This is a genomic window from Mucilaginibacter auburnensis, from assembly GCF_002797815.1.
Taxonomy (GTDB): Bacteria; Bacteroidota; Bacteroidia; order Sphingobacteriales; family Sphingobacteriaceae; genus Mucilaginibacter; species Mucilaginibacter auburnensis.
In genome coordinates, this window is record NZ_PGFJ01000001.1 from 1,245,124 (window position 1) to 1,258,385 (window position 13,262).

Sequence of the window (13,262 nt, forward strand, 5' to 3'; positions counted from 1 at the left end):
TGATCAACCAATCAACTACTCACTAAGATACCTCTCCCTCACAATATTCAAATGATGTTGTATGTGGCCCGCCATAGCATAAACCAATGCCCGTACCGAGGTTAAAATGCCATTTGATATAGCCGACATTTCCAGTTGGTCATCTCTTAAATTACGGATCAAAAACACATCTGCTGCTCTTACAGCTTTAAATTCCGCCGCAAGGTCAGCTATATTACGCTTGTTGAAATCAGCCAGCTCAACATAGGTATTCTCATCAAAGCCCGGCAATTCCGCCTGTCCGCGCGAAAAGGCAAACGCCCGGTAGGCAAAGGTGCGTTCGGTATCAATTATGTGGCCAAGTACTTGTTTAAGCGTCCACTTATCGGGGCCGTAAGCGTGCATTGCTTTTTCTTCACTTAGTTTGCTGAACAGATCAAACACCGCATTGGTTTGTTGCTCAAGTAAAGCTATAACATCAGGGGTATTAATTATCAAATTGATGTAGTTGCCCATAAACGGGGCGTGTTCTTCAGGCTTCGGTGGTTTCATATGTTTTAATGGTTTTCAAACTAATGCGGAAAGTTGTGCCCTTGCCCAGCTCTGAGTCGCGCACAACTATGTGGCCGTTGTGATAGTTTTCTACAATACGTTTGGTTAGCGATAAGCCCAATCCCCAGCCGCGTTTGCGGGTAGTATAGCCCGGCTGAAAAACGGTATTAAACTTGCTGCGTGGTATGCCTTTACCCGAGTCAATAATGTCTATATAAACCAGATCCCGGGTTTTACTTGCTATTACCTCCACTCTTATGCTGCCTTTGCCATCAATAGCATTCACCGCGTTTTTAAGCAGGTTTTCAATTACCCAGTCAAATAGGGGCACATTTAATCCGGCCTTCAAGGTGTTGTCTCCACTCATTTCAAAGCTTATGTTGTGGCTAACGCGTATTTTAAAGTAATCGACAAAATCCTTCACAACATCAAAAACTACAAGCGGTTCCAATTTGGGCACCGAACCTATTTTTGAAAAACGGTCGGCTACAATTTCGAGGCGCTTAATATCATTGCCCATTTCGTTCATTAGCGGGTCTTCCTCCGCATTGAACTTATCTTTCAATAATTCCAGCCAGGCCATTAATGATGAAATTGGCGTACCCAACTGGTGCGCAGTTTCTTTAGCTAAACCTACCCAAACCTGGTTCTGTTCAGATTTGCGAGAGGTGTTGAATGCCGTATAGGCCAATAACAGAAAAATAGCGATAACGGATAACTGCACGTAAGGGAACAACCGCAATTGCGTAAGCAAGTCAGAATCTTTATAATAAATAAGCCAATAGCCATTTAAGGTGCCCGCTCTTCCCGGCAGATCTATCCTGAACGGATCGTGCTGAGCTTTCATGGTCTCTAACTGAGCCTTAAAGTATTCCGGATCATACTTGGCCGCCTTTTTATCTATTACCTCATCTTTAGGCAGGTCAATAAAAGTTTTGGTGGTGTCCAGGCCTTTTGAAAATAATATCTCACCATGCTCATTAGTTACAATAGCCGGAACGGTTGAGCTATCGCGCACAGTAAATACGTACGATAGAGTAGAGTTATTATCAGCGGTTATGGTTTCCTTCATGCTCAACGCCCATATCTGTGCCCGCGACCGCTCAGAGCGCGCTATGTTTTTAACCAGGTAGCGGGTGTACATTAATGAGCCGCTGGCTATTATAGTAGCAAAGAACAGTAAAATGTAATTCCAGAGTCGCCTGTTTTGGTATGCGTTGATCATATCGTTTATCAAATAACGTAAATTTTATTGTAGTCCGGAAGTCGGAAAGGCTGTAAGTCCGAAAGAATAGTCATGTGTTCTTAACTAATAAGCGTACAAAACAATCTTCCGGACTTACCGACTTTCCTGACTGTTCAACTAATATTACATCTTCCGGACTTTCTGACTTACCCGACTTTCGGACTAATAACTATCTTTGCGCCCATATGTCAGATAAGAAAGTCAGAGTTAGATTTGCGCCCAGCCCAACCGGCGGGTTACATTTAGGAGGGGTGCGTACTGCCCTGTTTAATTATCTATTCGCCAAAAAAAACAATGGCGACTTTATTTTGAGGATTGAAGATACCGACCAAACCCGTTTTGTTGCCGGTGCGGAAGAATATATTCTTGATTGTTTAAAATGGTGTGGCATTGACGCTGATGAAAGTCCGGTTAAGCCCGGCCAATATGCTCCCTACCGTCAAAGTGAACGCAAAAGTTTGTACCGCCAGTATGCAGAGCAACTGGTTATGCAGGGCCATGCCTACTATGCTTTTGACACCGCCGAAGAGCTTGACAAAAACCGTAAAGAGATACCTAACTTTCAATACGGACAGGTGTATCGCGATGGTTTACGCAACTCGTTATCATTGCCTCAGCACGAGGTTGATGCTTTGCTGGATGCGCACACACCTCACGTTATCCGTATAAAAATACCTGCTGACGAAACTGTAAGTTTTGAAGACATGATACGTGGACGTGTTACTTTTGATACCAACCAGGTTGATGATAAGGTTTTATTGAAGGCCGATGGCATGCCTACTTACCACTTAGCTGTGGTGGTTGACGATTACCTGATGAAGATAACACATGCTTTCCGTGGGGAAGAGTGGTTGCCATCTGCTCCTGTACACTTGTTATTGTGGAAGTATCTGGGTTGGAAGGATGAGATGCCTAAATGGGCACACCTGCCTTTAATATTAAAACCAGATGGTCATGGCAAGCTAAGCAAACGCGATGGTGCCCGCCTGGGTTTCCCTGTATTTGCTTTAGATTGGCAAGGCGATAAAGGTTATGATGGCATGGGCTTTTTGCCTGAAGCTTTTGTAAACATGCTGGCTATGCTGGGTTGGAACGACGGCAGCGGACAAGAGCTTTTCAGTTTGGACGAACTGGTTAGCAAATTCTCACTGGAACGTATTAGTAAAGCAGGCGCTAAATTTGATTTTGAAAAAGCCAAATGGTTCAATGCGGAGTGGATAAAACGCTCAAGCGCTGAGAGCCTTAAAGCGCAGGTTGCCGAAGTGCTTGCTGAAAAAGGCATCACTGTTGCCGATGAAGCACAACTGCTTACTGTTATCAACCTGATAAAAGATCGCTGCACTTTGTTAACGGATTTCTATGATCAGTCTAAATACTTTTTTGAATCACCTCAAGAATATGACCTCAACGCAGTTAAGCCTAAATGGACAGCTGAGAAAACCGCTTTCTTTAATGATGTGATAGGCTTGCTGAATCAAACGGACACTATTAATGCTGCCGAATTTGAAGAGCAGTTTAAAGCGCTGGCAAGCCAGCAATCATTAAAACCGGGCGATGTAATGCTGCCTTTCCGTATTATGCTCGTAGGCGGCAAGTTTGGTCCGCATGTGTTTGATATTGCCGCTTTGTTGGGTAAAGAAGAAACAGTTAATCGAATTGCAGCAGGGGTAGAAGCGTTTATCCGTTAGCGCGTTTCTATTGTAATCAATTACAAAATGGTCATCAAATTCATTGCTGTAATGATAGCTATTCTTACAAAATGGCCAACAATATAGGCACGTCTATGCTGAAAAATATTCAATTTGTTTCGTAATAAAATAGATGCAACTAATAACAGAATTGCATTTAAAATGAAAGGATAAATTGTAGATGCGAGAGTAGTGCTGTAAAGAATTATTGATATACATATTGCGTAAAACAAGCCCGTTAAAACTGCAAACTCAAAATTGCGGTGCTCATGCTCTTTAAGGAAGTAAAAGCCTAAAGGAAAATAAAAACTACCGAGAACTATTGCGAAAATAATAATGTCAATTGTTTCTTGCACATAAAATATATGCTTCAAGCAAACTGAAAGAAACATTAGAACAAGGAACGATCTTTCTGATGGTTTAATGGTTTTTATACCTATAATAAGTTCATTAGCTGTCACTTCTTTGTATCATTTTTACGCTCCTTTTCCATTCGCTTGTAGTAATCCTGCAGCACAAAAAAGGCTTTTTTCTTGTTGCCAAACTCGTCATATAAGCCCTTGCGGTTCCAGCCTTCCTGGTAAACGGGGTGATTTCGTTTTGGCGATTTAAAATCAACCAAGATCCACGGCGATATGCCTACATAATTATCAGGCATGCGCTTAAGCATATCAGTTTGTTCTTTGTAAAACCATTCCAGGTATTCTTCGCTGAAACGTGTTAATGAGTCGGCGCTAAAACCTCCTTTGGCCTCGCCGCCAACTTCGCTTATAAACAATGGTTTATTGTAAGGTGTACTCCAGTTGGTGGTGCGGCACTTATCCGGTAATCCGCCGTACCATCCTAAATATTCATTAAATGCAACCAAGTCAACAAACTCTCCAAGCGGGTCATCAACTACATTAACATCTTTTAACGCGGTATAATTTACTTCAAGCGCTGCCGATATCATACGTGTACCATCTAACCTGCGCGCCTCGGTAATTAAGTTGCGCATAAACTCTGTGCGTAAAGGGCTAACCGGCGTTTCATTACCAACCGACCAGATGATCACCGAGGCTCGGTTATGGTCGCGCGTTATCATTTCGTTCAGCTGTGCTTTGGCTTTTTCCAAAATTTCTTTACTGCCGAAATTGATGGTCCAGTAAACCGGTATTTCCGACCATACTAAAATGCCTAATGAATCGGCCATTCGCACCATGCCTTCATCATGCGGATAGTGAGCCAGCCTAACCATATTACAATTTAATTCAATAGCCTGGTTCAGCAATATTTTAGCATCGGCATTACCAACCGCACGGCGTTGCTCTTTAGCTATTTCGCCGTGCACACATATGCCGCGCATAAATAACGGTTTGCCGTTCAGCAACACCTGCCGGCCTGAAGCCTCAATAGTTCTGAATCCAATTTTGTCTTCAACGCGGTTGTTAGCTGTGGATACCACCACATTATACAGCTTAGGATGTTCTGTATCCCACAATTGCAACTTAGGCAGCGCAAAGTTAAATTTGGCCATACTGTCTGTGGCGGTGATCTGCTTTTTAAACTTTAGCTCTGGTATTTCTATGGTAATAATAGCACCAGGCTCTGCCTTGTTCAATTTTATCCAACCTTCCGCCAGCGGTGTTGCAGCAGGCGCTTTGCCGGGTATTGGTTTTAATTGGATCACATAATCCTGAATAAAGTTTTGCGGCACTTCAACCAGTTTAACATCGCGGGTTATGCCGCCGTAGTTCCACCAATCGGTATTTAAAGTTGGCACTTCATCTGCATAACGCTTGTTATCTACCTTAACCACCAAAAAGTTATTTTTTTCTTTTAAAAGCGATGTTGGCACTTCAAAGTTAAAAGGGGTGAAGCCGCCTTTGTGTACCCCTAATTTTTTCCCGTTCAGGTATACATCAGCTTTATAATTTACCGCGCCAAAGTATAAAAAATAACGGCTGCCTGCAGTAGGAGCGAGGTGATCAAAAGATTTTTTATACCATACTGTACCTTCATAATATAGAAACTCAGCCTTTTGATGATTCCAGTCGCCGGGTACCTGTAAGCTATATTTATCAATATAGCCATATTCCTTTTTGGCTGTTTTATTAGCAGGTATATCATTGTTCCAATATGCGTCAACATCATTTTGACCCCGCTCTCTAAAGCGGTAATCGTAAAAGCCGGTCTCATAAGGGTCAACAACATATTGCCAGGTGCCATTTAAGCTGACGGCTTTACGGGCGTTAATGTTAGATATCAGGCCTTGTTGCGCGTAGGCGCACAAACTTGTAAAAAGCAATAATGCCGATAAGATAGAACGATTGAACATGTGCAGATGGTTAATTGGGTTATTACAAACATAATAAACCATTGGCAGATATTATTAAGGGAATTACTTATGTGCAGAATGATACATTCGTATAAACAAAGAAACCCGAAGCATTCGCTTCGGGTTTCTTTATATCGATAGCTTAAACGACTAAGCTAATTTAGCCAGTTCTTCTGCCATAGCAGCGCCAATTTCGGCAGGCGATTCTACTACGCGGATACCACATTCAGCCATAATTTTCATTTTAGCAGCAGCAGTGTCATCAGCGCCACCAACAATCGCACCTGCGTGACCCATACGGCGTCCCGGAGGCGCAGTTTGACCAGCAATAAAACCTACAACAGGTTTAGTGCCGTTCTCTTTGATCCAACGGGCAGCTTCAGCTTCCATGCCACCGCCAATTTCACCTATCATGATGATGCCGTGGGTTTCAGGATCGTTCATTAATAATTCAACCGCTTCTTTGGTTGGGGTACCAATAATCGGGTCGCCACCAATTCCAATAGCAGTAGTTATACCTAAACCGGCTTTAACCACTTGGTCAACAGCTTCGTAAGTTAAAGTTCCTGATTTTGAAACTACACCAACGTTGCCTTTTTTGAAGATGAAGCCCGGCATAATACCAATTTTGCTTTCATCAGCAGTGATAATACCAGGACAGTTAGGGCCAATTAAGCGTGAGCTCTTATCTTTCAGGTATTCTTTTACCTGTATCATGTCTTTGGTTGGGATACCTTCGGTGATACAAACAATCACTTTAATACCCGCTTCGGCAGCTTCCATTATCGCGTCGGCAGCAAATGCAGGCGGAACGAAAATGATAGATACATCAGCACCGGTCTCTTTTACAGCATCGGCAACAGTATTAAACACAGGTCTGTCAAGGTGTGTTTGACCACCTTTGCCCGGAGTTACACCGCCAACTAACTGAGTGCCATAGGCAATCATTTGCGATGCATGGTATGAACCTTCGTTACCGGTAAAACCCTGAACAATAACTTTAGAATCCTTATTTACGAGTACACTCATTGGCTTTTGTTTTTTGTACGGCAAATCTAAGTTTATTGGGCATATTGTCAAACTAATTTTGGGTGTATTAAGAGTTTACTTTGCAAAAAAGTGTAATAATTATGATTGATTTTATTAAATCTGCATCAGCCATCAATTAATGCATGCAAATTCATAGTACAAAGTGGCGGTAAAACAATTTAATGAATACATTTGTACCATAAGCTCATCTGCATAAAATGAAGAAAATTTTAGCATTGTTATTTGTTGTTTTGGTATTTGCAGGCTGTAATGATAAGCGTGTAGAATTGGTAACAATAAATGCGTCGGCTTATGTCGATGATGCTAAAGCAATTGCAAACTTCGCTATACTTACTCCTACAGAAACAGGTGTTTTCTCAAATGATGGCGCACTCGACAGGTATTTTGCTACCATTCAGCAAAACACGAAGATTGGCGTTACTGATTACAGTACACAGGTTTTACCCGGCGAATACGTTTTGGTTATACAGCTTAAAGATGGTAACCCTGGAGTGCTTTACCGCACCTATACTTATAATTTTATTACCACACGCGGCCCCTCTGCTAAATTTAATTACACTATGCAGTTCCGTTCTGGCAAAGCCGAGTTCTATCAGCCCTGGGCGGATAGGAAGTAGGTAATTAGTCATTAGTCACTGGTCATTAGTCATTAGTAAATTGTTATTAAAAGTAGTAGTTGCCGGTAACCAATGGGTTGGGATTATTGCAACCAATGACTAATGACCAACCTCAGCCATCATTCTGAACGTTAGATTGATCCTCGGGCTTTTAATCTTTTTAGATCTAGGCAATGCATGCAGCCAATGAGTTTGCGTAACACCTTTCATCAGCAGCAAACTGCCGTGTTGTAACATCACCTCCACTTTTTGCTTGCTTTCGTGATGCTTTAACGCGAATTTACGTTCGGCACCAAAACTTAATGAAGCAATAGCGGCATCTTTTTCTAAAGTTTTTTCATCATCGCTGTGCCAGCCCATGCCCTCGTCACCGTCATGATATAAATTGAGCAGGCAGGAGTTATAGGTATGGCCGCTCAAGTCCTCTGCAAGTTGCTTTAGCGCAAGTAATTCGGGTGTCCACGGTAAAGCTTCTTTGGTGATGTTGGAGTAAGTATAGTTGTAACCGGCATCGGCATACCAGGCAACTTCCCGTTTGGTAGTTAGGCGCTTGCCAAATATTACTACCTCATCATTTTTCCAGTTAATAGTATTTAATAGCGTACGGAAAAAACGATCTGCAAAAGCAGCTTCCATTACTTTGCCAAAGTAGATCACTTCGCCATCATATGGCAGTATATTAGTTGTTTCTGCAAATGCAAATGGTAAGACGATTGTCAAAGTGTTACAGTTGTTACCTATATTTTCGTTTAACACTTATTGCTCAACCATCCTATCATCCATAGGCAGGGTAAACCAAAAATTGCTGCCGGCTCCAAGGTTACTGTCTACCCCAATTTTTCCGTTATGCCGCTGTATGATCTCGGCCGTAATATACAGGCCCAACCCCAATCCCGAAAACTGGTGGCCGAAGGCATCCACCCGGTAATACCTGTCAAAAAGGTGAGGCAGTTTCTCAGGGTTAATACCAATGCCGAAGTCGCGTACCGATACGGTAACGTTCTCTTCATCATGGTAAATGGTGATCTCCACCCGGTTAGATTGTGGTGAGTATTTAACAGCGTTACCTATCAGGTTGATCATTACCTGGTAAATCCGGCGGTAATCGGCAAATATCATTACCTCTTCTTCGCCCATCAGTTTAAACTCGTGCTCGCTATTATAGTTGATGTAATCGCAGCAGTCGCGAATAAGGTCAACAATGTCAAACCTGGTTATGTTTAATGCCAGTTGACCCTGTTGTATCTTGGTTACATTAAGCAGATCATCTAACAGGTTGGTAAGTTTACTTAAATTGTTATTAGCCTTATTGATAAACACCGGTATCTTCTCCGACGACGGGTCATTTTTTACCAGTTTTTGCAATATCTGCATAGAAGCGCTGATGGAAGTGATAGGCGTTTTCAACTCATGGCTGGCTACACTAATAAACTCATCTTTGCGCTGTTGCAATTTGTAGGCTTCGGTAACCTCTTGCGCAATACCGCTAAAACGATAAGCCTCGTCTTCTTCATTAAATAAAGCTTTGCCTTTTACTTCCAATACACTTTTAACGCCGGTTGTGAGACTGGTAACCGTGTAAACTATGGTGTAATTGCCATCCGAACCGGGCGCTACTGCTTTAGCAATGGCATCTCTTACCCGCTGTCGGTCTTCCTCAATAATTGCCGATATAGCTAAATCAAGATCTATGTTTTCTTGTGGTGGGAGGCCAAACCATTCTTTCAGTCGTTCATTGCCTACAAAATAACCCGTAAGCGGATTAAGGTCCCAGGTGCCCAGTTCTGCTGCTTCAATAGCAAACTCAAGGTCTTGCTTGGCGCTTTTAATGGTATTATAAGCGTTTACCTTTTCGGTAGTTTCTGAGCAGATCACCAGCACTCCGGCAGGTTGGCCGGTTTCGTCAATAACGCGGCTGTGGCTAAAGGTCCAATATACGTTTTCAAGCTGATTGTTCCTATAGATAGGTATAAGCTGGTCTTCGCTCCAGGTAGCCTCTCCGGTACTTAAAACGCCGTCAATCATTGGTTTGATTACATCCCATGCTTCGGGCCAGCAATCTACCCCACGCTGGCCTAAGGCAGTAGGGTGTTTGCCATCTTTGCCTAAACTTGGTCTGTAGGCATCATTATAAAACTGTATCAGTTCCGGCCCCCACCATAAAAACATAGGAAAGCGGGAGTTAAGCATGATGCTAACGGTGGTAAGTAAGCTGGTTGACCATTGATCGGGCGTTCCTAAAACAGTTGCGTTCCAATCAAAATCACGTATAAGTTGGCCCATTTCGCCGCCGCCCTCCAGGTAATGTGCGTAAGATGTTGTTTGCATATTTTGTAAGGGCATTTCAATAAATGGTGCTGATTAAGGTGGGATAAATATAGTGGATTAAACAGCTTAGGGATAAAAAAGTTTATTGCAATGACCGTAAATGTTTTATTGCAGTTGTAGCTAAACTGAAATTTTCGCCTATATTGTGTTATTAAGCCTTAAACACATGAAGTACTATATTGCAACGCTTTGTCTGGTTTTGCTAATTAAATCCACTTATGGTCAAGATTATCTTAGGGAGAAAAACTTTATCAATCAGGTAATTATTAAAAAGAATATTGTTTATCAGGATAGTCTGAGTCGAGCGTCATCCGAGTATCTTCAATATCACTTAAAATATGCAAGGGAACTTATATTTTCAAAGCGTGATGCTGATAGCCTTATCTACATTGACAGTGCAGGACGTGAAACACGAATGATAAGATCTAAAGCTATGGCGCGCATGGAGGCGAATGAAAGGCCCGGTGTGAGCAACGGTCGAATACTTCCCATTATAAGAGATACCATCATCTTATCGGAGCAAGAAATAACACATATCCTGTCGCAATTTGAGAAAGAAAGTAAACGCAAATGGAACGAAGATTTGATACCGGGTGCGCGCCAAATAAATACTGATACCATAAATGCTGTGTTTAAAGACCGCATTTGGGGATGGGAGAAAATGCATAACAAAGGTGTGCCTTCAATACATACCTTTGGCCCTCCCGTTTTTATACGCGATGATAAGTACTGCATTTTTTACTCGGATAATACTTGTGGTTATCGCTGCGGTTCCGGCAAGTTAGCCATTTACAAAAAAGAAAACGGCAAATGGACCTTTTGGGGCGATATAATTACCTGGGTAAGTTAGTTTAAATATGTGTTTTCTCTTTTAAAAACCTATTTGAAAATCAAAACATTGTGTGTACCTTTGTCATCCCACGAGAGGAGGTATTTTAGAAAGTATGATCATTATCAACGTTAAAGAAGGCGAATCATTAGACAAAGCATTAAAACGCTTCAAAAAGAAATTCGAAAAAACCGGCGTATTACGCGAGCTTCGCAGCCGTCAGGCATTTGAGAAAAAATCAGTAACCCGTCGTCACGTGGTTAAACATGCCATTTACAAACAAGGCTTAAATCTGGAATCAGCTGTTTAATTGCTTTTTCATTCTGAAAAACATTTTTTCAGTTTTTTCTTAAAACATATAAAAAACTATTTGTACATTCAATTTACACGAATGTGCAGGTAGTTTTTATGTTTTTAGAGCGTTTTATACAATATATACAATTTGAAAAACGGTACTCTCCTCACACCGTTTCGGCATACCAGTCAGATCTTGGCCAGTTCATTGCCTTTTTAAATAATCCCGAAGGCATTGAGCCTCCGCCCGAACTTACCATTACCCATCCCGACCAAATAACACATCACCACATACGTAACTGGATGGTGGATATGATGGGCAATGAAATTGCTTCGCGGTCTGTTAGCAGAAAAATAGCTACACTGCGCAAATACTTTAAGTTTTTATTAGCTGATGGAATAATCATTGTAAATCCTGCTTCTAAAATAAACACACCCAAGGTGCCGAAAAATTTACCTGTAGTGGTTGAGGATGCCAAGCTTACGCAAATGTTAGATGGGGCATTGAATGGTAGTGGCACTCCCATATTCAATGAAGATTTTGCAGGAACACGTGATAAGTTGGTAGTAGAAATGCTGTTTGGTACAGGTATGCGTTTGGCAGAGTTGGTTGGCCTCAAAGAAACCGATATTGATAAATACGAAGGCACAGTAAAGGTTTTAGGCAAGCGCAACAAACAACGCATTATTCCGCTTAATAATGAATTGAAGCTTTTATTGGAGCGCTATTTGTTGTTAAAGAAAAGTGAAAATTTTAGTAACAATTCATTAACATTGATCGTTACAAATAAAGGAACGGATGTATATCCGAAGCTTATTTATCTGATAGTGCAAAAGTATTTATCTCACATATCAACCCAAAGCAAACGTAGTCCGCATGTGTTACGGCACACATTTGCTACCAGCCTGCTCAATAAAGGAGCCGACCTTAATGCTATTAAAGAGCTGTTGGGCCACGCTAATCTTAGTGCTACACAGATCTATACGCATAATTCTGTTGAAAGATTAAAATCTATTTATAAACTCGCCCATCCAAAGGCATAAAAAGGAGGAATCATGAAAATTACCGTTCAATCAATTCATTTTAGTGCAGACAAAAACTTATTGGCATTTATCCAAAAGAAAGCCGATAAACTTGATACCTTTTTTGACAATATTATAAACGGAGAGGTTTATTTAAAATTAGAAAATGTAGAAGACGAAGCTAATAAAATAGCTGAGATCAAATTGCACCTGCCGGGTAACACCATGTTTGCCAAAGAGCAGTGCAAAACTTTTGAAGAAGCAACCGACCTGGCTATTGAGAGCTTGCGCAAGCAAATAGCTAAACACAAAACCAAAAAAGAAATAGCAGCGCAGGAAGTTAGAAAAGCTGTTCTGACTTCGACAGACGAAGAAGACGATTTTTAATTAAATAAATATATTACAACGAGGGCCTTCATTAACGTGAGGGCCTTTTTTATTATATGTCTCTGACTTTTTACTTATAATTTTCACATTTCCTAAAACGTTTGCGTAAATTCAACCAACCTAATTACAAGCCATACCAATATGAATAAAAAGCGCAATTACTTTTTTTTTGCTGTTACATTTGTAGTTTATCTATCGCTGCAAGTGGTTGCAATTAGCGCTTTCGCGCAAGTCCCGGGCGGTGCCAGTGGGCCAGGTGCGGGCGGCCCCAGACGGGGACCAGCCCTGCCACCTATACCACTGGCTGAGGATACTACACATACATTAACCAAAAGCTTTACGCAGGCTACTAATATCAAAAAAGCGCCCGATGCCGACGGCTTTATTCAACGCTGGCTGGTACTGGAACCCATAAAAAAGAACGACCGCACTAATAGCCAGCTTACCGAGGGTTATTTGAGAGAGACCTTTGCCTCTGCCAATAATTTCTCAACGGACTATAACGTGGTACCAAAAAGTGGTGAGAAGGTAAAAATCGGCAATCAGGAATTGAAGTGGTATGCGCTGGACAGTAAATCATTCAACTTTAATTTACACCATTTTAGCTATGCCACCAATACTACCCGTAACGGTGTGCTGTTTTGGTTGGTTACGGTAGTGAACTGCGCGCAAGACATTAAGAACGTTCGCTTAGCTGCGGGGCCAAACTCTGCAGGTGGTTTTTGGGTGAACGGCAAAGAAGTGCTGGTTGTACCCGGAGATAAGGACGTTATAGCCGACCTGGCAACTTCACCGCTTTTTACACTTAAAAAAGGCAAAAATGTTGTTCGGGTGGCCATTATGAACGGGCAGGGTATGGTAAACTTTTGCGTGCGTTTTTTGGATGAAAACGGAAAGCCGGTAAAAAACTATACACTCAGCGTTGAGTGATCTGTCAACTTAAATCTCATTC

General features: G+C 41.7%; 13 protein-coding genes. 7 read left to right on the forward strand and 6 right to left on the reverse strand.

The window, feature by feature from the left end; translation table 11 throughout:
• Positions 1–15 precede the first annotated feature (15 nt).
• Together CLV57_RS05465 and CLV57_RS05470 are read right to left on the reverse strand one after the other, a co-directional pair.
• Complete coding sequence (locus tag CLV57_RS05465; protein WP_100340313.1) at positions 16–531, reverse strand: DinB family protein; 516 nt, start codon at positions 529–531, stop codon at positions 16–18.
• On the reverse strand, positions 512–1,753 hold the full coding sequence (locus CLV57_RS05470; RefSeq protein ID WP_100341321.1) for a sensor histidine kinase: 1,242 nt from the start codon (positions 1,751–1,753) through the stop codon (positions 512–514). The genes CLV57_RS05465 and CLV57_RS05470 overlap by 20 nt, the downstream gene beginning before the upstream one ends.
• Positions 1,754–1,962: 209 nt before the next feature.
• Between CLV57_RS05470 and gltX the strand changes: the two genes are divergently transcribed.
• On the forward strand, positions 1,963–3,465 hold the full coding sequence (gene gltX, locus CLV57_RS05475) for a glutamate--tRNA ligase (RefSeq protein WP_100340314.1): 1,503 nt from the start codon (positions 1,963–1,965) through the stop codon (positions 3,463–3,465).
• Between the two features lie 457 nt (positions 3,466–3,922).
• Here gltX and CLV57_RS05485 read toward each other — a convergent pair whose 3' ends face one another.
• On the reverse strand, positions 3,923–5,782 hold the full coding sequence (locus tag CLV57_RS05485) for a glycoside hydrolase family 2 protein (RefSeq protein WP_100340316.1): 1,860 nt from the start codon (positions 5,780–5,782) through the stop codon (positions 3,923–3,925).
• A gap of 150 nt (positions 5,783–5,932) precedes the next feature.
• Positions 5,933–6,811: a succinate--CoA ligase subunit alpha gene (gene sucD, locus CLV57_RS05490; RefSeq protein WP_100340317.1), complete on the reverse strand. Its 879-nt coding sequence runs from the start codon at positions 6,809–6,811 to the stop codon at positions 5,933–5,935.
• A 218-nt stretch (positions 6,812–7,029) separates the two neighbouring features.
• Between sucD and CLV57_RS05495 the strand changes: the two genes are divergently transcribed.
• The gene (locus CLV57_RS05495; protein ID WP_100340318.1) at positions 7,030–7,449 is read left to right on the forward strand and encodes a hypothetical protein; all 420 of its coding nucleotides are present in this window, start codon (positions 7,030–7,032) and stop codon (positions 7,447–7,449) included.
• A 99-nt stretch (positions 7,450–7,548) separates the two neighbouring features.
• On the opposite strand, the gene CLV57_RS05500 is transcribed toward CLV57_RS05495, so the two are convergent.
• The gene (locus CLV57_RS05500; RefSeq protein ID WP_245856878.1) at positions 7,549–8,169 is read right to left on the reverse strand and encodes an alpha-ketoglutarate-dependent dioxygenase AlkB family protein; all 621 of its coding nucleotides are present in this window, start codon (positions 8,167–8,169) and stop codon (positions 7,549–7,551) included.
• A 36-nt stretch (positions 8,170–8,205) separates the two neighbouring features.
• Entirely contained in the window at positions 8,206–9,792 is a 1,587-nt protein-coding gene (locus CLV57_RS05505; protein ID WP_100340319.1) for a sensor histidine kinase, read from the reverse strand.
• Between the two features lie 151 nt (positions 9,793–9,943).
• Between CLV57_RS05505 and CLV57_RS05510 the strand changes: the two genes are divergently transcribed.
• The 5 genes from CLV57_RS05510 (at position 9,944) to CLV57_RS05530 (ending at position 13,240) form a co-directional block, all read left to right on the forward strand.
• Positions 9,944–10,627: a hypothetical protein gene (locus tag CLV57_RS05510; RefSeq protein ID WP_100340320.1), complete on the forward strand. Its 684-nt coding sequence runs from the start codon at positions 9,944–9,946 to the stop codon at positions 10,625–10,627.
• Positions 10,628–10,721: 94 nt separating this feature from the next.
• On the forward strand, positions 10,722–10,916 hold the full coding sequence (gene rpsU / locus CLV57_RS05515; protein WP_100340321.1) for a 30S ribosomal protein S21: 195 nt from the start codon (positions 10,722–10,724) through the stop codon (positions 10,914–10,916).
• An 83-nt stretch (positions 10,917–10,999) separates the two neighbouring features.
• Positions 11,000–11,944: a tyrosine-type recombinase/integrase gene (locus tag CLV57_RS05520; protein WP_317044569.1), complete on the forward strand. Its 945-nt coding sequence runs from the start codon at positions 11,000–11,002 to the stop codon at positions 11,942–11,944.
• Positions 11,945–11,956: 12 nt separating this feature from the next.
• Positions 11,957–12,310, forward strand: a complete 354-nt coding sequence (gene hpf, locus CLV57_RS05525) for a ribosome hibernation-promoting factor, HPF/YfiA family (RefSeq protein WP_100340323.1) — start codon at positions 11,957–11,959, stop codon at positions 12,308–12,310.
• 141 nt (positions 12,311–12,451) lie between these two features.
• Positions 12,452–13,240 carry an acetylxylan esterase gene (locus tag CLV57_RS05530; protein WP_100340324.1) on the forward strand — a complete coding sequence of 263 codons (789 nt, stop codon included), beginning with the start codon at positions 12,452–12,454 and terminating at the stop codon, positions 13,238–13,240.
• The last annotated feature ends 22 nt before the right edge of the window (positions 13,241–13,262 follow it).